Raw genomic sequence first — 388 nt, forward strand, 5'->3', positions numbered from 1 at the left:
GCGTTGCACGAAGGTCGGGAGGCCACGCTGCCAGAACTCGATATCCAGTACGCGGATTTTGCGCATTGGCAGCGGACAACGTTCGCAGATGAAATCGAGCGGCAGTGGCATCACTGGGAGCGTGTGCTGCAAGGCGCGCCGCCTTTGCATGCGTTGCCCCTCGATCATCCGCGACCACCTCAACAGAAGTTCGCAGGTGCGGTGCATACGCAGGTGATCGGCCGCGAGTTGCTGTCGGCACTGGATGCCCTGGGCAAGCGCCATGACGCAACCCCATTCATGGTGCTGCAAAGTGCCTTCGCCGCGCTGTTGAGCCGCTGGAGCCGCGAAGCCGACATCGTGATCGGAAGCCCGGTCGCCTGCCGTACCAATGAGCAACTGGGCGCAT

General features: G+C 62.6%; 1 protein-coding gene. It reads left to right on the plus strand.

Annotated elements, in window-relative coordinates:
- Positions 1–388, plus strand: a 388-nt coding sequence (locus tag VG556_RS22685; protein ID WP_423180092.1) for a condensation domain-containing protein, incomplete at both ends; no start/stop codon positions are given.

Origin of the sequence: Stenotrophomonas sp. CASM106 (genome assembly GCF_049384825.1) — a bacterium.
In the GTDB taxonomy this organism is placed as follows: domain Bacteria; phylum Pseudomonadota; class Gammaproteobacteria; order Xanthomonadales; family Xanthomonadaceae; genus Stenotrophomonas; species Stenotrophomonas muris.